18 protein-coding genes and 1 tRNA gene are annotated in these 18,128 nt (G+C 66.7%); all 19 read right to left on the bottom strand.

Annotated features, from left to right (window positions below):
* Entirely contained in the window at positions 1-1,986 is a 1,986-nt protein-coding gene (nuoL, locus tag SVA_RS11835; protein WP_096461419.1) for an NADH-quinone oxidoreductase subunit L, read from the bottom strand.
* 1 nt (position 1,987) lies between these two features.
* Positions 1,988-2,293, bottom strand: a complete 306-nt coding sequence (gene nuoK, locus SVA_RS11840; RefSeq protein WP_096461420.1) for an NADH-quinone oxidoreductase subunit NuoK — start codon at positions 2,291-2,293, stop codon at positions 1,988-1,990.
* A 17-nt stretch (positions 2,294-2,310) separates the two neighbouring features.
* Positions 2,311-2,916: an NADH-quinone oxidoreductase subunit J gene (locus SVA_RS11845; RefSeq protein WP_096461421.1), complete on the bottom strand. Its 606-nt coding sequence runs from the start codon at positions 2,914-2,916 to the stop codon at positions 2,311-2,313.
* Between the two features lie 70 nt (positions 2,917-2,986).
* Complete coding sequence (nuoI, locus tag SVA_RS11850) at positions 2,987-3,475, bottom strand: NADH-quinone oxidoreductase subunit NuoI (RefSeq protein ID WP_096461422.1); 489 nt, start codon at positions 3,473-3,475, stop codon at positions 2,987-2,989.
* A 9-nt stretch (positions 3,476-3,484) separates the two neighbouring features.
* Entirely contained in the window at positions 3,485-4,555 is a 1,071-nt protein-coding gene (nuoH, locus tag SVA_RS11855; protein WP_197703180.1) for an NADH-quinone oxidoreductase subunit NuoH, read from the bottom strand.
* On the bottom strand, positions 4,552-6,966 hold the full coding sequence (nuoG, locus tag SVA_RS11860; protein ID WP_096461423.1) for an NADH-quinone oxidoreductase subunit NuoG: 2,415 nt from the start codon (positions 6,964-6,966) through the stop codon (positions 4,552-4,554). The genes nuoH and nuoG overlap by 4 nt, the downstream gene beginning before the upstream one ends.
* Positions 6,963-8,246 (bottom strand): NADH-quinone oxidoreductase subunit NuoF, encoded by a 1,284-nt coding sequence (gene nuoF, locus SVA_RS11865; protein ID WP_096461424.1) that lies wholly within the window; start codon positions 8,244-8,246, stop codon positions 6,963-6,965. Before nuoF ends, nuoG begins: the two co-directional genes overlap by 4 nt.
* Before the next feature lie 133 nt (positions 8,247-8,379).
* Complete coding sequence (nuoE, locus tag SVA_RS11870; RefSeq protein ID WP_096461425.1) at positions 8,380-8,886, bottom strand: NADH-quinone oxidoreductase subunit NuoE; 507 nt, start codon at positions 8,884-8,886, stop codon at positions 8,380-8,382.
* Entirely contained in the window at positions 8,886-10,139 is a 1,254-nt protein-coding gene (locus tag SVA_RS11875; RefSeq protein WP_096461426.1) for an NADH-quinone oxidoreductase subunit D, read from the bottom strand. Before SVA_RS11875 ends, nuoE begins: the two co-directional genes overlap by 1 nt.
* A complete protein-coding gene (locus SVA_RS11880) occupies positions 10,132-10,737 on the bottom strand; it encodes an NADH-quinone oxidoreductase subunit C (protein WP_096461427.1) in 606 nt (201 codons plus the stop codon). The genes SVA_RS11875 and SVA_RS11880 overlap by 8 nt, the downstream gene beginning before the upstream one ends.
* 21 nt (positions 10,738-10,758) lie before the next feature.
* Entirely contained in the window at positions 10,759-11,289 is a 531-nt protein-coding gene (locus SVA_RS11885) for a NuoB/complex I 20 kDa subunit family protein (protein ID WP_197703181.1), read from the bottom strand.
* Positions 11,280-11,636: an NADH-quinone oxidoreductase subunit A gene (locus tag SVA_RS11890; RefSeq protein ID WP_096461428.1), complete on the bottom strand. Its 357-nt coding sequence runs from the start codon at positions 11,634-11,636 to the stop codon at positions 11,280-11,282. The genes SVA_RS11885 and SVA_RS11890 overlap by 10 nt, the downstream gene beginning before the upstream one ends.
* A gap of 205 nt (positions 11,637-11,841) precedes the next feature.
* A tRNA-Leu gene (locus SVA_RS11895) sits at positions 11,842-11,926 on the bottom strand.
* Between the two features lie 43 nt (positions 11,927-11,969).
* Positions 11,970-12,323, bottom strand: a complete 354-nt coding sequence (gene secG, locus SVA_RS11900) for a preprotein translocase subunit SecG (RefSeq protein WP_096461429.1) — start codon at positions 12,321-12,323, stop codon at positions 11,970-11,972.
* A gap of 8 nt (positions 12,324-12,331) precedes the next feature.
* Positions 12,332-13,087: a triose-phosphate isomerase gene (tpiA, locus tag SVA_RS11905; RefSeq protein WP_096461430.1), complete on the bottom strand. Its 756-nt coding sequence runs from the start codon at positions 13,085-13,087 to the stop codon at positions 12,332-12,334.
* 121 nt (positions 13,088-13,208) lie between these two features.
* Positions 13,209-14,564 (bottom strand): phosphoglucosamine mutase, encoded by a 1,356-nt coding sequence (glmM, locus tag SVA_RS11910; RefSeq protein WP_096461431.1) that lies wholly within the window; start codon positions 14,562-14,564, stop codon positions 13,209-13,211.
* A complete protein-coding gene (folP, locus tag SVA_RS11915) occupies positions 14,561-15,412 on the bottom strand; it encodes a dihydropteroate synthase (RefSeq protein ID WP_096461432.1) in 852 nt (283 codons plus the stop codon). Before folP ends, glmM begins: the two co-directional genes overlap by 4 nt.
* A gap of 4 nt (positions 15,413-15,416) precedes the next feature.
* Positions 15,417-17,333: an ATP-dependent zinc metalloprotease FtsH gene (gene ftsH, locus SVA_RS11920; protein ID WP_096461433.1), complete on the bottom strand. Its 1,917-nt coding sequence runs from the start codon at positions 17,331-17,333 to the stop codon at positions 15,417-15,419.
* 136 nt (positions 17,334-17,469) lie between these two features.
* Positions 17,470-18,090 (bottom strand): RlmE family RNA methyltransferase, encoded by a 621-nt coding sequence (locus tag SVA_RS11925; RefSeq protein WP_096461434.1) that lies wholly within the window; start codon positions 18,088-18,090, stop codon positions 17,470-17,472.
* Positions 18,091-18,128: the final 38 nt, after the last annotated feature.

Here is an 18,128-nt window from a genome sequence, read left to right on the forward strand (position 1 = left end):
TTACCGATGCAGGAAGAAGGTGATGAGCAGGAAAAGCCCCAGGATCATCGCGAACGCGTAGTGGTAGACGTAACCGGACTGGATCTGCCGGATCACGGTCGAGGCCCAGCCGATGACGCGCGCCGTTCCGTTGACCGCGAGGCCGTCGATCAGCAGCACGTCCCCCACCCGCCAGAGCAGCCGACCGATCCCTCGCGCGCCCCGCACGAAAACGAATTCGTTGATCTCGTCGGCATAGTACTTGTTAAACAGCAGCCGGTAGAGCGCGCCGGCGCGCGCCTGGACACGCGCGGGGATTTCGGGCCAGCGCAGATAGAGAAAGTACGCGAGCAGGGAGCCCGAGATCGCCAGCCAGAACGGCGCCGAGTAAAGACCGTGCGCCATGAAGGCACCGACACGGTTCACCACGTTGGCGCCCCCCGCCTGGTATCCGCCGGCGATCGCACCCACGGTGTCGTGCGCCGGGAGCACCTTGATCGAAGTCCCGAAGTAGCCGCCGAAAACGACCGGGTCGAGCGTCGCGATGCCGGCCGCGATCGAGGGGATCGCGAGCAGCACGAGCGGTACCGTGACGACGGCGGGCGACTCCTTGACGTGATGAAAGGTCTCCTCGTCCATCCGCGGCTTGCCGTGGAACACCAGGAAGAGCAGCCGGAACGTGTAGAACGCCGTGATGAACACCCCGAGCAGCACGGCGGCGTACGCGATCCCGCTCCCGGGGAGCGACGAGTGGTGCACCGCCTCGATGATCATGTCCTTCGAGAAGAACCCGGAGAACGGCGGGATCCCGGCGAGCGCGAGCGATCCGATCCAGGCGGTGACGAAGGTCCAGGGCATGCGGTGGCGAAGGCCGCCCATCCTGCGGATGTCCTGCTCGTGGTGCAGCGCGATGATCACCGAGCCGGCCGCGAGGAAGAGCAGCGCCTTGAAGAACGCGTGGGTCATCAGGTGGTAGATGCCGACGCTGTAGGCGGACGCGCCGAGCGCGACGAACATGTAGCCGAGCTGCGAGAGCGTCGAGTAGGCGACGACCCGCTTGATGTCGTTCTGCACGATGCCGACCAGGGCCATGGTGAAGGCCGTGACGGCGCCGATCACCATCACGACCGAAAGAGCCGTCTCGGAAAGCTCGTAAAGCGGAGACATGCGCGCCACCATGAAGATGCCGGCCGTGACCATGGTGGCGGCGTGGATCAGCGCCGAGATCGGGGTCGGGCCCTCCATGGAGTCCGGAAGCCAGACGTGCAGCGGCACCTGCGCCGACTTGCCCATGGCGCCGATGAAAAGCAGCAGGCAAACCAGCGTCATGACGTTGACGGCCCCGTCCAGGAGATGGATCTGGTGATCGGCGAGCTGCGGGGCGATCGCGAACACGGCGGCGTAGTCGAGGCTCCCGAAATAGTAGTAGATCGCCGCGATCCCGAGCAGGAACCCGAGATCGCCGACGCGGTTCACGAGGAATGCCTTGAGCTGCGCGTACGTCGCCGACTCGCGCGTGAACCAGAAACCGATCAACAGGTACGACATCAAGCCGACCGCCTCCCAGCCGAAGAAGAGCTGGAGGAAGTTGTTCGACATCACCAGCATCAGCATCGAGAAGGTGAAGAGCGCGATGTAGCTGAAGAAGCGCTGGTATCCCGGATCGTCGCGCATGTAGCCGATGGTATAGACGTGCACCATGAGCGAGACGAAGGTCACGACGACCATCATGAGCGCGGTGAGCGGGTCGATCAGGAAGCCGATCTCCAGCGGCAGCCCCCCGCTCGTGCCCCAGGTGTAGACCGGTCCGTTGAAGGTGCGACCCGCCAGGACATCGGGCAACACCACGAAAGCGGACAGCGCGAATGCGACCGCGACGCCTCCGATGGTGACCGTATGGGCCGCGACGCGGCCGATCTTCCAGCCGAGCAGCCCTGCGATCATCGCGCCCGCGAGGCACGCGAGCGGGATCAGCAGGTAGATCGTTTCCTGGCTCAATCCCAGCATGTCAGCCCTTGAGCCTGTCCAGGTCCTCGACGTCGATCGAGGCGCGGTTGCGGAAGAGCGCCACCAGGATGGCGAGTCCGATGGCGGACTCGGCGGCGGCGACGGTCAGGATGAAGAACACGAAAACCTGCCCGGAGGCGTCGCCGAGGTAGCGCGAAAAGGCGATGAAGTTCGTGTTGACGGCGAGCAGCATGAGCTCGATCGCCATCAACAGGATCACGAGGTTCTTCCGGTTCAGGAAGATGCCGACGACGCTGATCGCGAACAGGATCGCGCCGAGAATCAGGTAGTGCTCGAGTGGAACCATCCCTCCCCTTCCCGTCGTCAGCTCTTCTTTTCGGCGCGCATCTTGACGACGCGCACCCGGTCTTCACGCCGCACCCGAATCTGCATATCGGGGTCCTGGTACTTCGTGTCCTTGCGCCGGCGCATGGTAATGGCGATCGCCGCGACGATCGCGACCAGCAGGATCAGCGCCGCGAGCTCGAACGGATAGGCGTAGACCGTGTACACCAGGCGCCCGAGCTCCTTGGTGTTGCTGTATCCGGCCGGTACCGGCTCGGGCGCCGGCATCTGCCCGGTCTCGAACCGTCCGGACGACAGGATGAGCACCATCTCGAGAACGAGCAGCACCGCCACGATCGCGCCGTACGGCAGGTATTCGCCGAAGCCGGCGCGCAGCCGGGCCAGGTCGATGTCCAGCATCATGACGACGAACAGGAACAGCACCATCACCGCGCCGACGTAGACGAGCACCAGCACGATCGCCAGGAACTCGGCCGAGAGGAGGAGCCACAGCCCGGCCGCGCTGAAGAAGGCCAGCACCAGGAACAGCGCCGACTTCACGGGGTTGCGAATCGTCACGACCATCGCGGACGCGAAGATCAACAGCCCCGCGAAGACATAGAACACGACTTGCTGAAATTCCATCGTTCTCAGCTCATCGCCGCGCGCAACCGACGCGCGCCGAGCGGTGCTCTTCTCGAATCGAGGCGCGTTGTCATCGGTACTTCGCGTCCTCCGTCCGGTCGGCCGCCAGCTGCTTCTCGAAGCGGTCGCCCAGGGCGAGCAGCTGCTCCTTGGTGATCACGTTCTGGCCTTTCTGTTCGAAGTGGAACTCGTAGAAGCGCGTCTCGACGATGGAGTCGACCGGACACGACTCCTCGCAGAAGCCGCAATAGATGCACTTGAACAGGTCGATCTCGTAGCGCTTCGTGCGGCGCGTGCCGTCCGCACGCTGCGTGGACTCGATGGTGATGGCGCCCGCCGGGCAGACGGCCTCGCAGAGCTTGCAGGCGATGCAGCGTTCCTCGCCGTTCGGGTAACGGCGGAGGGCGTGCAGGCCGCGGAAACGCGGGCTGACCGGGGTGTGCTCCTCCGGGTACTGGATCGTGATCTTGCGCGCGAACAGGTGTCGGCCGGTGACGGCCAGCCCCCGCCACAGCTCGCCGAGAAGGAAGGTTTTGACGAAATGTCTGACGGCGTCCATCGGGCGGCCTCAGCGGAAAATGAATCCCCAGGGGGTCAGGAACATCGCGGCCCCCATGAGCACGATCCAGACGAGCGTGACCGGAATGAACACTTTCCAGCCGAGCCGCATGATCTGGTCATAGCGGTACCGCGGGAACGTCGCCCGAAACCAGAGAAAGAAAAACAGGAGCACGCTGATCTTGAGCAGCAGCCAGTGCGTGCCGTCGGCGAGCAGCGGGCCCAGTACCGGCACGTCGGGAACCAGAAAAGGCGGCAGCGGCGAGAGCCAGCCCCCGAGGAACATCGTCGCCGCGAGGGCCGAGATGAGTATCATGTTCGCGTACTCGGCCAGGAAGAACACGCCGAACGTGATGCCGGAGTACTCGACGTGAAAACCCGCGACGATCTCGGACTCGCCCTCGGCGACGTCGAACGGCGCGCGGTTGGTCTCGGCCACGCCGGAGACGAAGTAGACGACGAAGAGCGGCAGAAGCGGCCACAGGTACCACTGGTGAATCCCGCCCGCCTGCGCGAGCCCGATCTCGCGGAGGTTCAGGCTGCCGGCAGCCATGAGGACGCCCACGAGCGCGAAGCCCATCGCGATCTCGTAGGCGACGATCTGCGCCGCCGAACGCAGGCTCCCCAGGAACGCGTACTTCGAGTTCGACGCCCAGCCGGCGATGATGACGCCGTATACCCCCATCGAGGTGAGCGCCAGGACGAAGAGCAGGCTCGCGTCGACATCGGCAAGGATCATCTCGTTCGTGAACGGGACCACCGCCCACGCGACGAGCGCCGGCGCGAGCGAAAGAATCGGCGCCGTGACGAACAGGAAACGGTTCGCGTTCGCCGGAACGATGACTTCCTTGAGCAGGAGCTTCACCACGTCCGCGATCGGCTGCAGCCAGCCCCGCGGGCCGACGCGATTCGGCCCGATGCGCACCTGCATGTAACTGATGATCTTGCGTTCGGCGAAGGTCAGGTAGGCGACCGCGAGAATCAGGGGCAGCAGGATCGCGGCGATCTTCACGACGCTCAGGATCGTTACCTGCGACCAGCCGGGCAGCGCACCCCAGGCCTCGGAAAAGAGCTCGGTCACGACGCGCGCTCCAGGCTCACCGGCCCGGCGGGTCCGAGCGTCGCGGTCTCCGGATAGCCCGAAGGGATCAGCACGCAGCCGTCCGGCACGCGGGCGTCGATCACGAGCGGCAGGCGGGCCTCGCCCTCCGCCATGTGGACGTCGACGGAGTCGCCGTCCGCGAGCTTCCGTCGGGCCGCCTCGGCGGCGTTGACGCGCGCGGCGGGCGGCGGGTTGTCGGCCGTCTTCTGCAGGGAGGCGGCCCGTCGGACGATCGGGTCCACGGCGTAGATCGGCACTTCGGCGATCCGCGCCAGCTCACCTTCGGACAGCGCCACGCGCGCGGGGGTCGGGACGGCGCCGGGCTGCAGTGCTCCCGCCTCGATCGTCTGGTCGAGCTCGGCGCGGACCTCGTCGAGCGAGGTGTACTCGAATCCCGGCAGCCCGAGGTGGTTCCCCAGCACGCGCAGGATCTTCCATGCCGGACGCGCCTCGCCCAGCGGCCGGGTCGCCGCCTCGAAGGGCTGGCGCCGTCCCTCGGCGTTGACGAACGTCCCCGCGGTCTCGCTGAACGGGGCGATCGGAAGGAGCACGTCGGCATAACCGACGGCGCGGCTGCGGTAGATCGAGGGCTTGAACGCGGAGAGCATCGCGACGAAATCGGCGCCGTCCATCGCGGCGGCGGCCCGCGGGGCGTCGAGGATGTCGAGCTCGGGCTCGATACCCAATAATAAGTATGCCTTGCGCGGGGAGCGGAGCATGGCCTGCACCCCGAGGCCGCCCTCCCGCGCCGCGGCGCCGTTCGGTCCCCGGTGCGGCACGCATCCCGCGAGCCACGCCCCGGCGGAATTGGCTTCGGGCAGCATGCCCAGCGTCGCCCCGGCGATCGCCGCGATGCGCGCCGCGAGCGCCCGCAAACCGGCGGCCTGGGGATGACTCATGGCGTAGTTGCCGAGCAGCACCAGCTTGCGCCCCGGCCTGGCGAGGTACGCGGCGATCGCCCGTGCGTGCGGGCGCGCGTCCAGGGCGTCCACCCAGTTCGCCTCGTGCAACGGCGCTTTCAGCTCGGCGGCGAGCGCCTTGAGCACCTCGCCCACCGCCACGTACATGTCGTCCGCTCCGCCGACGAAACGGGCGGCCGGGGCATACGTGTACTCGTAGTCGACGGGGTTGACCGCCAGCACCTGCGCGCCCCGGTATCGCACGGCCTTGCGCAGCCGCAGCCCGAGGAGCGGTTGATCCTTGCGCGGGTTCGCCCCGATCAGGAGCACCGCTTCCTGGTCTTCGAGCGCGGGGAACGGGACGCCGAGCGAGGGAAAGCGCGGCATCGTCCGGTCGTCGCTGAAATCGAGCTGGCGCAGGCGATGGTCGACGTGGTCGGATCCCAGCGCGCGCACCAGCTTCTGGAGCAGGTAGAACTCCTCGAGTGTGCTCGTCGGCGAGGCGAGCGCGCCGAGCTGGCCTGCCCCGTGCGCGGCGATGGTCTTCTGCAGACCGTTGACCGTGAACTCGAGCGCGGTCGCCCAGTCCACTTCTTCCCACTGGCCGCCACGGTGCACCATCGGCACGCGCAGGCGCTCGTCGGAGTTCAGCCCTTCGTAGGCGAAGCGGTCGCGGTCGGCGAGCCAGCACTCGTTGACCGCCTCGTTCACGCGCGGAAGCACGCGCATCACCTTCCCGCGCAGCGTCTGCACGTTGATGTTCGCGCCCACGCAGTCGTGCGGGCTGATCGACGCATGGTTCGACAGCTCCCACGGGCGGGCGGTGTACTGGAAGGGCTTGGACGTGAGCGCGCCCACGGGACAGAGGTCGATGACGTTGCCCGAGAGCTCGGAGTCGACGCTGCGGTCGAGGAAGGTCCGGATCTCGCTGTGCTCGCCCCGTCCGAGCATCCCGAACTCCATCACGCCCGCGAGCTCCTGGCCGAAGCGCACGCAGCGCGTGCAGTGTATGCAGCGCGTCATGAAGGTGGCGATGAGCGGGCCGATGTCCTTGTCGGCGACGACGCGCTTGCTCTCTTCGTAGCGCGAGTAGTCCTTTCCGTAGCCGAGCGCCTGGTCCTGGAGGGGGCACTCGCCGCCCTGATCGCAGATGGGGCAATCGAGCGGGTGATTGATGAGCAGGAACTCCATCACGCCCTTCTGCGCGTCGCGCGCCCGGTCGGAACGCGTGTAGACCTTCATCCCTTCCGCGACGGGCGTGGCGCACGCCGGCAGCGGCTTGGGCGACTTCTCCACCTCGACCAGGCACATGCGGCAGTTGGCGGCGACCGGCAGCTTCGCGTGGTAACAGAAGCGCGGGATGTAGATCCCGGCCGCGTCCGTCGCCTGGATGATCATCTGGCCCTTGCGCGCCTGGATCGGCTTGCCGTCGACCTCGATCGACACCGTGTCCGGCGCGGCCGGCTTTTTCTGCTCCTGGGGCGCACTCATCGGGAGGCTCGCGTTTCGGGCAGGCAGGCCCGGTGCTCGATGTGGTACTGGAACTCGTCGCGGAAGTGCTGCACGAAGCTGCGCACCGGCCAGGCCGCGGCCTCGCCGAAGGCGCAGATGGTCCGCCCCTCGATTTTCGACGCGACGTCGTCGAGGAGCTCCAGGTCGCCCGGGCGACCGCGGCCGGTCTCGATGCGATCGATCATGCGCGCCATCCAGCCCGTGCCCTCGCGGCACGGCGTGCACTGGCCGCACGACTCTTCATAATAGAAGTGCGACACGCGCCGGAGCGCCTGCACCATGCAGGTCGTTTCGTCCATGACGATGACCGCGCCGGAGCCGAGCATGGAGCCCGCTTTCCCGATCGCGTCGTAATCCATCGTGAGCTCCATCATCACGTGCCCCGGCAACACCTTGGCCGAGGAACCCCCCGGGATGACGGCCTTGAGGCGATGTCCGCTGCGCACGCCACCGGCCAGCTTCAGGAGCTCGGGAAAGGGAATGCCGAGCGGCACCTCGAAGTTGCCGGGCCGGTTGACGTGGCCGGAGACCGAAAAAATTTTCATGCCGCCGTTGTTGGCCTTGCCGAGATCGAGGAAGCGCTTGGCCCCGTGACGCAGGATGTAAGGCACCGATGCCAGCGTCTCGGTGTTATTAATGGTCGTCGGCCGGCCGAAAAGGCCGTAGTTGGCCGGGAACGGCGGCTTGTAGCGGGGCAGTCCGCGCTTGCCCTCGATCGACTCGAGCATCGCCGTCTCCTCGCCGCAGATGTAGGCGCCTGCGCCCAGGTGCGTGTAAAGGTCGAAATCGAAACCGGACCCGCGGATGTTCTTGCCGAGAAGCCCGGCGTCGTAGGCCTCCCGGAGCGCCGACTCGAAGCGCTCGTACGGCTCGATGAACTCGCCGCGCAGGTAGTTGTAGGCGACGGTCGCGCCCATCGCGTAGCCCGCGATCGCCATGCCTTCGATCACGGCGTGCGGATTGTAGCGAAGGATGTCGCGGTCCTTGAACGTCCCGGGCTCGCCCTCGTCGGAGTTGCAGACGAGATACTTCTGCCCGGGTGCGTTGCGGTTCATGAAGCTCCACTTCACGCCGGTCGGGAATCCGGCGCCACCCCGGCCGCGCAGGGCCGAGGCTTTCAGCTCGTCGATGATCCTCGCCGGCTCGAACTCCCCCCGGAGGACGCGCTCCCAGATCTCGTAGCCGCCCGTGCTGCGGTAGGCGGCGAGCGTCCAGGGCTGGGCGAGCGCGGGATCGGGCAGGCAGATCCGCTCCGTCATCGGATCCCTCGAATAAACGAACGCGCGCGCAGCGCGAGATCTTCTCCGACTTCCCTCTCCCGCAACCGGGAAAGGGATCGGGGCGAGGATGCCGCGGTGGACCGCATCCCGCCTTCGCGCTCCTCCGTCGCGGTCATTCGAACCCCCCGAGGATCTCGTCGACCTTTTCGGGCGTAAGGTTCTCGTAGTAGCGCCCGTCGATCATGAACATCGGCCCCCCGCCGCAGGCGGCAAGGCACTCGGAAGCCTTCAAGGTGAATCTGCCGTCGGGCGACGTCTGGCCGAGCTTCACCCCGAACTTCTTCTCGAGGTGCTCGATGATGCGCTCGGAACCGCAGAGCCAGCAGGAAATGCTGTTGCAGACGTAGATCTTGTGTCGTCCGACCGGCGCGTGATCGTAGAGGCTGTAGAACGTTGCCACTTCCATGGCCGCCACCGGGGGCATGTCCAGGTACTCGGCCACGGCCTCAATCAGGTCGGGCGTGAGCCAGCCACGGTTCTCATTCTGGACGATCGTGAGCGCCGCGAGGGCGGCCGCCCGGCGTCGTTCCGGGGGGAACTTGGCGGTCCAGCGGTCGATCTCCGCCTTCGCGGCCGCCGAGAGAAGGTCCGCCTTTCCGAGGCTCGGGTTCGCGCCCATCAGCGGTCGATCTCCCCGAACACGATGTCCTGCGTGCCGATCACGGCCACGAGATCCGCGATCATGTGCCCGCGCGTCATCTCGTCGAGCGCCGCGAGGTGCGCGAAGCCCGGCGCGCGGATCTTCACCCGATAGGGCTTGTTCGCCCCGTCCGAGACGAGGTAGATGCCGAACTCGCCCTTGGGCGCCTCGACCGCCGCATACACCTCGCCCTCCGGTGCGCAATACCCTTCCGTAAAGAGCTTGAAGTGGTGGATCAGCGCTTCCATGTCCGCCTTCATCTCCTCCCGTGACGGCGGAGCGACCTTGTGGTTCGCGACCATCACGGGGCCCGGGTTGCGCCGCAGCCACTCGACGCACTGGCGGACGATCCGGTTGCTCTGGCGCATCTCCTCGATGCGCACCAGGTACCGGTCGTAGCAGTCGCCGTTCACGCCCACCGGGATGTCGAAATCGACCCGATCGTAGACCTCGTACGGCTGCTTTTTCCGCAGGTCCCACTCGATGCCGCTGCCGCGCAGCATCGGCCCGGTGAAGCCGAGGGCGAGCGCGCGCTCGGGAGAGACGACACCGATGCCGACCGTGCGCTGCTTCCAGATGCGATTATCGGTCAGCAGCGTCTCGTACTCGTCGACGTAGCCGGGGAAGCGCTCGGTGAAGTCCCAGATGAAATCGAGGAGCGAGCCTTCGCGGTTGCTGTTACGGCGTTCCGTCTCCTTCTCGTCGTGCCACTTCGAGGGCTGGTACTTCGGCATGGCCTCGGGAAGATCGCGGTAGACGCCGCCCGGGCGGTAATACGTCGCGTGCATGCGCGCGCCGGACACGGCCTCGTAGCAGTCGAACAGGTCTTCGCGCTCGCGGAAGCAGTAGAGGAACACCGTCATCGCGCCGATGTCGAGCGCATGCGTACCGAGCCACAGCAGATGGTTCAGGATGCGCGTGAGCTCGTCGAACATCACCCGGATGTACTGCGCGCGCACCGGCACCTCGAGACCGAGCAGCTTCTCGATGGCGTTCACGTACGCGTGCTCGTTGCACATCATGGAGACGTAGTCGAGGCGGTCCATGTAGCCGATGGACTGGTTGAACGGCTTGTACTCGGCGAGCTTTTCGGTCGCCCGGTGCAGCAGCCCGATGTGCGCGTCGACGCGCTGGATCACCTCGCCGTCGAGCTCCATGACGAGGCGCAGCACGCCGTGGGCCGCGGGGTGCTGCGGGCCGAAATTCATCGTGTAGTTGCGGATCTCAGCCACGCGCGAAGCCTTCGTCGCGGATCACGCGCGGCACGAGCACGCGATTCTCGATGGTGACCGGCTGGTACACCACGCGCTGCTTCTCCTCGTCGTAGCGCATCTCGACGTGCCCCACGAGAGGGAAGTCCTTCCGGAACGGATGCCCGATGAAGCCGTAATCGGTCAGGATCCGCCGCAGGTCGGGATGCCCCTCGAACACGATGCCGTAGAGGTCGTACGCTTCACGCTCGTACCAGTCGGCGGCGCTCCAGACGTCGAGCACGGAATCGATGCGGGGGAAATCGTCCTCGAGGAACGCGCGAAGCCGGAGCCGGCGATTGTGCTTGAGGGAGAGCAGGTGGTAGACGACCGCAAACCGCGGGCCCGGGCGCGGGCCTTCCGGCGATTCGGCGCGGTAGGTGGCATAATCGATTCCGCAGAGGTCGATGAGCTGCTCGAACCGGAACGCCGGATCGTCGCGAAGCAGGCGGCACGCGGACAGGATGTCTTCGCGACGCACCTCGAGCGTCAGCTCACCGCGGGCCTCGATGGCTTTCAGGACGGCGCCGGCGAGTTTTTCGGTCGCGTGGGCGGCGAGCGGCTGAAGCGAGTCAGTCATTCGGCGTCGAAGTCCGGGTTATCAGCGCGCGATGGTGTGCGTGCGCCGGATCTTGTTCTGAAGCTGCAGAATCCCGTAAAGCAGGGCCTCCGCGGTGGGCGGACAGCCCGGAACGTAGACGTCTACCGGGACGATCCGGTCGCAACCGCGCACCACCGAGTAGGAATAGTGATAATACCCGCCGCCGTTGGCGCACGAGCCCATCGACACCACCCAGCGCGGCTCTGCCATCTGGTCGTAGACCTTGCGCAGCGCCGGCGCCATCTTGTTCACCAGCGTGCCGGCGACGATCATCACGTCCGACTGACGGGGGCTCGGACGGAAGATCATCCCGAACCGGTCCATGTCGTAGCGCGCGGCCGCGGCGTGCATCATTTCGACAGCGCAGCAGGCGAGACCGAAGGTCATGGGCCACAGCGAACCGGTGCGCGCCGCGTTGATGAGCTTGTCCGCGGTCGTCGTAACCCAGCCCTTCTGCACCCCGCCCGCCTGGTCGGTGGTGACCGGAGAGCGCGCGCCGAACGCCGTGGTGTCGAGCACGTTCACTCCCATTCCAGAGCGCCCTTCTTCCACTCGTAGATGAAGCCGACCACCAGAATGCCGAGGAAGAGCATCATCGACAGGAACCCGAACATGCCAATGTCGTCCAGGACCGTTGCCCACGGAAACAGAAAGGCGATCTCGAGATCGAAAATGATGAAGAGGATCGCCACGAGGTAGTAGCGCACGTCGAACTTCATGCGCGTGTCCTCGAACGCCTCGAAGCCGCACTCGTACGGGGACAGCTTTCTGGGATCCGGCTTGTGGGGACCGAGGAACCGGCCGAGACTGATCATGACGACGCCGAGGCCGAGGGCGACCAGCATGAAGATCAGGATCGGCACGTAGTTCTGCAGCATCGAGCCCCGCGCTCGTGGTTCAACCGGTGAATCGCAAAATGCCCGCGAGTCTAGGCCGCCGGTTTTCCAAAAGTCAAGACAACAAAGGGCTTTAATGCTTGCGGCATCAAGGCTTTAACGCTTGTGACCCTATAAGCGCAGCCTATGAGCGATCGCCGCGGAGACGAGACTCGCACCAACCCACGCGCGCGAGCTTCAGGACTGCTGGTGCCGAAGGTGGGACTCGAACCCACACGGCTTGCGCCACCGCCCCCTCAAGACGGCGTGTCTACCAATTTCACCACTTCGGCGGTGAGAGAAAATTAAAACACGTTTGCCCGCGGGCGCGAAGAACTACTTCGGAACGTCGGGCACCGACGGCGCTGCGGGCGGCGGTTGCGGCACCGACGGCGTGCCGGCAGGCGGAGCCGCGGGCGCGGACGGCGCGATCTCGCGCGTCACGCTGGCGGGCTCCGAAGGGCTCGACGCGAGATACGCGAGCGCAAGATTCGCGACGAAGAAAACGGTGGCCAGAACCGCCGTCGTGCGCGTGAGAAAGTTCGCGGTGCCGCGGCTGCCGAACAACGTGGCCGACGCGCCGCTGCCGAACGCCGCACCCATGTCCGCGCCCTTGCCCTGCTGCAACAGCACGAGCACGATCAGCCCGAGGCCGGCGAGGATGTCGATGACGATGATCAGCTCGCGCATGCTCGCTCCTAGGCGGCGTGGCAGATGGCGAGGAACTCGTCGGCCTTGAGCGACGCGCCGCCGATGAGCCCGCCGTCGATGTCCGGCTGCCGGAAGAGCTCCGCGGCGTTGCCGCCTTTCACGCTGCCGCCGTACAGAATGCGGATTTTCCCGCCGATGCCGGCGTTCCGCGACCTGATCCTGCCCCGGATGAACGCATGCACCTCCTGCGCCTGGTCGGGGGTCGCCGTGCGCCCGGTACCGATCGCCCAGACGGGCTCGTAGGCGATGACGGCGCGGGCCAGTCCGTCGACGCCGTGCTTGCCCATGACGGCATCGAGCTGACGCGCGACGACGGTCTCGGTGCGGTTCGACTCGCGCTCCTCGAGCGTCTCGCCGACGCACAGAATCGGGGTAAGACCGGCAGCCTGCGCCGCGCCGAACTTGTCCGCGACGATTTCGTCGCTCTCACCGTAATAGGCGCGCCGCTCGGAATGGCCGACGATCACGTAGGTGCAGCCCAGATCCCGGAGCATGGGGCCGGACACCTCGCCCGTGTAGGCCCCCGACGCATGCGGGTCGAGATTTTGACCGCCCCAACCCACCTTCGTGCCTCCGAGCTTCTCGGCCACGAGCGGGATCAGGACGAAAGGCGGGCAGACGAGCACTTCGGCCGCGGCATTCGGTCGCAAACCGCGCACGATGCCGTCGACCAGCGCGGCCGCTTCGGCGCGTGTACCGTGCATTTTCCAGTTGCCTGCGACCAGCGGCCGGCGTTCCGACATCGACCCTCCCGGGAGCCCCGAAAAACGGGCGCGATGTTACCGGCCGGGGGGGCAGAAAGCAATGAGCGAGGTGCGGCGCGAACGGCACCGCGGGCGGGAATCGAGCGCGAGGACCGCCCGCCTACGCCGCCTGCTCGGCCGCCCGCCGCACGGTGTCGGCGAGCTGATGGGACAGTCGCTCGACCAGACGCATGTCGGCGCCCTCGACCATCACGCGAATGACCGGCTCGGTGCCCGAAGCGCGCAGAACCACGCGGCCGCGGCCGGCAAGCTCGCGCTCGACCTCCTTGACCGCGCCCTGCACGAGTGTCGAGGCGTTGAGGTCGAACCGCCGCGTGGTGCGCACGTTCACCATGTGCTGCGGGTAGACGTCCATGCCCGAGCGCAGCTCCGCCAGCGGCTTGCCCGCGCGCACCGCCGCCGACAGGACCTGCAGCGCCGCGATGATTCCGTCGCCGGTCGTCAACATGTCGAGGCAGATGATGTGCCCCGACGTCTCGCCGCCCAGGTCCCAGCCGTTTTCCACCAGCGCGCCCATGACGTAGCGATCGCCGACCGCCGCGCGTACGAAGGGGATTCCGAGCTGACGGCAGGCAAGCTCCAGGCCGAAGTTGCTCATGAGCGTGCCGACGAGACCGCCCCGGAACTGCCCGTTCCTGAGCCGGTCGAGCGCGATGACGTAGAGCAGCTGATCGCCGTCCACGACCGCACCGGTGGCGTCGACCATCACGACGCGGTCTCCGTCGCCGTCCAGGGCGACCCCGACGTCGGCCTTCGCCTCGAGCACGGCGCGGGCAAGCGTTTCCGGATGCGTCGAGCCGCAGTCGCGATTGATGTTGAAGCCGTCCGGCTCGGTGGCGATCGCGATGACCTCCGCCCCGAGCTCGCTGAAGACGTGCGGCGCGACGTTGTAGGCGGCGCCGTTCGCGCAATCGACCACGATCTTCAGCCCGTCGAGCGAAAGGCGGTGCGGGAACGTGCTCTTGCAGAACTCGATGTACCGTCCGCCGGCATCGTCGTAGCGCTTTGCCTTGCCGAGCTTGGCAGAGGACACCGTCTTGAGCGGCTCCTGCATCGCCTCTTCGATCGCGAGCTCGACGTCGTCGGGAAGCTTCGTTCCCTCCGAGGAGAAGAACTTGATGCCGTTGTCGTCGTACGGGTTGTGGGACGCCGAGATGACGATCCCGGCGCGTGCGCGCGATGTGCGCGTAAGGTAAGCGATGCCGGGCGTCGGCATGGGTCCGAGCAGACGGATGTCGATGCCGGCTGCCGAGAGGCCCGACTCGAGGGCCGATTCGAGGAGGTACCCGGACACCCGCGTGTCCTTGCCGATCACGATCTTTCCCGGATCGTTGCCCTTGCGGCCGAGCACCCTCCCTGCCGCCCACCCGAGCTTGAGGACGAGCTCCGGCGTGATCGGTTCCTCGCCCACGCGGCCGCGGATGCCGTCGGTGCCGAAGTACTTGCGCTTCTTCATGTCGCTACTGCCCCGTCGTTGTTCTGTGGATAGACCGCCTCGAGCATCCGCACCGCCTGGACGGTCGGCGCGACATCGTGCACCCGGAGGACGCGCGCGCCGTTCGACACGGCCATGAGCGCCAGCGCGATGCCGGGATACAGCCGCTTTTCGACGGGCAGGCCCAGCAACTTGCCGATCATCGACTTGCGGGAGAGCCCGACCAGGAGCGGGACACCCAGTCGCCGCAGTTCCCCGAGGTTTCGCAGTAAGTCTAGATTATGCTCGACCGTCTTGCCGAAGCCGAAGCCCGGGTCGACGAGCACGCGCGTGCGGGGGATGCCCGCGCGCTCGGCCGCCTCGATGCGGGAGACCAGGAACTCCCGGACCTCCCGGACGACGTCCGCGTAGCGCGGGTCGACCTGCATGGTGGCGGGTTCGCCCTGCATGTGCATCAGGCACACGGGTACCCGGAGGTCGGCCGCCGCCTGGAGTGCGCCGGGGAGCCGAAGTGCCCGCACATCATTTATGGCACCGGCCCCGGCCGCCACCGCCGCGCGCATGACCTCCGGCTTCGACGTGTCTACCGAGATCGGCACGGGGAGCTCCCTCGCGCACGCCTCGATCACCGGCACCACGCGCTCGATCTCTTCCTGCGCCGACACCTGGCGGGCACCGGGCCGTGTCGACTCCCCGCCGATGTCCAGGATATCGGCACCCTCTTCGACCATTTGACTCGCCCGGGCAAGGGCCGCGTCCGGGCCAAAAAAAACACCCCCGTCCGAGAAGGAATCGGGGGTGACGTTCAGTATGCCCATGACCGCGGTGCGGGAGAGGTCGAGCGCCCGCCCCCCGCAGTCGAGGATCATGCGCTCAACCCGTGCTGGCGCCCGGGGTGTCGAAGCGCGGCTTGATGCGGGGCTTGCTCCGGGGCTTCTTCTTGCCCTCGGCGTCGCCGCCCGGTGTGTTCGTGCCCTCTGGGGGCCGCGGCTCGCGCCCGGCCATGATGTCCTCGATCTGCTCCGAGTCGAGCGTCTCCCACTCGAGCAGCGCCTTGGCCATCTTCTCGATCTTCTCGCGACTCTCCTCGATGATCGCCCGCGCGCGCGCGTACTGCTCGTCGACGATGCGGCGGATTTCCTTGTCCACGGCCTCCGCGACCGAGTCGCTCATGTTCTTGTGGGTCATGACGTCCCGCCCGAGGAAAACCTCGCTCTGGTTCTCCCCGTACACCCGGGTCCCGAGCGCGTCCGACATCCCCCAGCGCATGACCATGTTGCGCGCGATTTCGGTCGCCCGCTCGAAGTCGTTCGCCGCCCCGGTGGTCATCTGGTGCATGAAGACCTCCTCGGCGATGCGCCCGCCCATGAGCACGGCAATCGTCGAGAGCAGGCTTTCCCGATCGTGGCTGAAACGATCTTCCGTCGGGAGCTGCATGGTCACGCCCAGCGCCCGCCCGCGCGGGATGATCGTGACCTTGTGGACCGGGTCGGTGTGGGGCAGCATCTTCGCGACCACCGCGTGGCCCGATTCGTGGTAGGCGGTGTTCATCCGCTCCTTCTCGGGCATCACGATGGAGCGGCGCTCCGCGCCCATGATGATCTTGTCCTTCGCCTTCTCGAAATCGTCCATGTCGACCAGGCGCTTGCTCGCGCGCGCGGCGAAGAGCGCCGCTTCGTTCACGAGGTTGGCCAGGTCGGCTCCCGAGAAGCCGGGTGTGCCGCGCGCGATGATGTTCGCGTCGACGTCGTCCGACATCGGCACCTTGCGCATGTGCACCTTGAGGATCTGCTCGCGCCCCCGGATGTCAGGGAGCGGCACGTACACGTGCCGGTCGAAGCGACCCGGGCGAAGCAGCGCCGGATCGAGCACGTCCGGCCGGTTGGTGGCGGCGATGACGATGATGCCCTCGCTGCCCTCGAAGCCGTCCATCTCGACGAGCAGCTGGTTCAGCGTCTGCTCGCGCTCGTCGTGCCCGCCGCCGAGGCCCGCGCCGCGCTGGCGGCCGACGGCGTCGATCTCGTCGATGAAGATAATGCACGGCGCGTGCTTCTTCGCCTGCTCGAACATGTCGCGCACGCGCGAGGCGCCGACGCCGACGAACATCTCGACGAAGTCGGAGCCCGAGATCGAGAAAAAGGGCACCTTGGCCTCCCCCGCGATCGCCTTGGCGAGCAGGGTCTTGCCGGTACCGGGGTTGCCGGTCATCAGCACGCCCTTCGGGATCCGGCCGCCGAGTTTCTGGAACTTGGACGGGTCGCGCAGGAACTCGACGAGCTCCTGGACCTCTTCCTTGGCCTCCTCGACGCCGGCCACGTCCTCGAACGTCGTCTTGTTCTGCTCCTCGGTGAGCATGCGCGCCTTGCTCTTCCCGAAGCTCATCGCGCCGCGCCCGCCGACACCGCCCTGCATCTGGCGCATGAAGAAGATCCAGACGCCGACGAGCAGCAGCAGCGGGAACCAGTTGATGAAGATCGTGAGCAGCAGCGACTGCTCGTCGGGCGGCCGCGCGTCGATCACGACGCCCGCGCTCAGGAGGTCGCCCACCAGCGCACGGTTGTCGGTCTCCGGACTGTAGGTACTGAACTGCTCGTTGTTCTTGTAGTGGCCCGTGACCTGGCGGCCCTGGATGGTCACCCGCTCCACTTCGCCGGACTTCACCTTGTTGATGAAGGTCGAGTACTCGATCGGTCGGGCGGTCGTCTGCCGGCTGCCGAAGTTGTTGAAGACCGACATCAGCACGATGGCGATGACGAGCCAGAGCAGGAGATTCTTGGTGAGATTGTTCAAAGCCGACCTCTACGAGAGAAACAACGAGTTTCCGAAAAGAGCGCGCGTCCGCCTATTCTGCTACGCGCCCACCGCCGGAACAATGACGCTGCCCGCCGCGCATCCGCGACATCGCGCCGCACCCCGGCGTGGAACATCAGGGGCGACGGCCCCGACCCAGCAGATAAACCTCTCGGCTCTCGCCGCGTGAGGCCTTCGGCTTGCGCGTCAGGACTCGTTCGAAACGCCTCAGCATCTGCTGGTGCAGCTCCTTAAACCCCTCGCCCTGAAAGGTTTTCAGCAGCAGGTCACCCCCGGCACGCAGGGCTTGGTCCGCAAAATCCAGTGCGAGTTCCGACAGCCCCATGCTGCGCGCCTGGTCGGCCGCCGCTATCCCGCTGATATTGGGGGCCATGTCGCTGATTACAAGGTCGACGCGCTGCCCGCCGAGCCGCTCCTTCAGCGAGTCTAGCACCGCGGCGTCTGCGAAATCGCCCTGGATGAACTCGACACCGGGAATCTCGGCCATCGGCAGCAGATCGAGGGCGACCACGCGGCCGCCCGGCAGGACACGTCGCACGGCGTACTCGGACCATCCACCCGGTGCCGCACCCAAATCGACGACGACCATCCCCGCCCGGAACAGGCGGTCGCGCCGGTCGATCTCCTCGAGCTTGTAGATCGCCCGCGAGCGCGCGCCTTCCTTCCGGGCCCGCTTGACGAACGGGTCCTTGTGCTGGCGATCGAGCCAGGCGCGGCTGCTCTTGGTGCGCGGCATCAGGCGACCAGGGCCCGGGAAGAGAGGCTCGGACAAAC

It is taken from the genome of Sulfurifustis variabilis (genome assembly GCF_002355415.1).
Classification (GTDB): domain Bacteria; phylum Pseudomonadota; class Gammaproteobacteria; order Acidiferrobacterales; family Sulfurifustaceae; genus Sulfurifustis; species Sulfurifustis variabilis.